General features: G+C 46.5%; 2 tRNA genes and 1 rRNA gene. All 3 read right to left on the reverse strand.

The window, feature by feature from the left end:
• Positions 1 to 201: 201 nt before the first annotated feature.
• A tRNA-Ala gene (locus tag JMX63_RS14425) sits at positions 202 to 277 on the reverse strand.
• Between the two features lie 9 nt (positions 278 to 286).
• Positions 287 to 363, reverse strand: a tRNA-Ile gene (locus JMX63_RS14430).
• Between the two features lie 75 nt (positions 364 to 438).
• Positions 439 to 709, reverse strand: a 16S ribosomal RNA gene (locus JMX63_RS14435); the annotation flags it as partial.

Here is a 709-nt window from a genome sequence, read left to right on the forward strand (position 1 = left end):
TGAGTTATTAAGGTTAAGAAGTGCGCGTGAACACGCTCTTCTTAACCCAGACTCATATCTATGTTTTTAAATAGTCTCTATGCTCTCGTCGAGTCACAGATTCTGTATAAAACAGAAAGAAGTAATCAATCACAATCACTTATTTCTATTTAATACCTATTTATTTATTAGCATCTAAAGCTTACTTAACCGTCTTAGTAGTGGTGGAGCCAAACGGAGTCGAACCGTTGACCTCCTGCGTGCAAGGCAGGCGCTCTACCAACTGAGCTATGGCCCCATTGTAAAATGGTGGGTCTAGGTGGACTTGAACCACCGACCCCCGCGTTATCAACACGGTGCTCTAACCAGCTGAGCTACAGACCCTAATACGTTTGTTAAAAACGTAAGCTTAAACTAAAGAACAACTTGTTGTGAATTCTTGCTGACCGAATGCGTCTATAAGGAGGTGATCCAGCCGCAGGTTCCCCTACGGCTACCTTGTTACGACTTCACCCCAGTCATCAACCACACCGTGGTGAACGCCTCCCCGAAGGTTAAGCTATCCACTTCTGGTGCAATCAACTCCCATGGTGTGACGGGCGGTGTGTACAAGGCCCGGGAACGTATTCACCGCGGCATTCTGATCCGCGATTACTAGCGATTCCTACTTCATGGAGTCGAGTTGCAGACTCCAATCTGGACTACGATAGGCTTTTTGAGATTCGCAGAC

Origin of the sequence: Psychrobacter nivimaris (assembly GCF_904846365.1) — a bacterium.
Taxonomy (GTDB): domain Bacteria; phylum Pseudomonadota; class Gammaproteobacteria; order Pseudomonadales; family Moraxellaceae; genus Psychrobacter; species Psychrobacter nivimaris_B.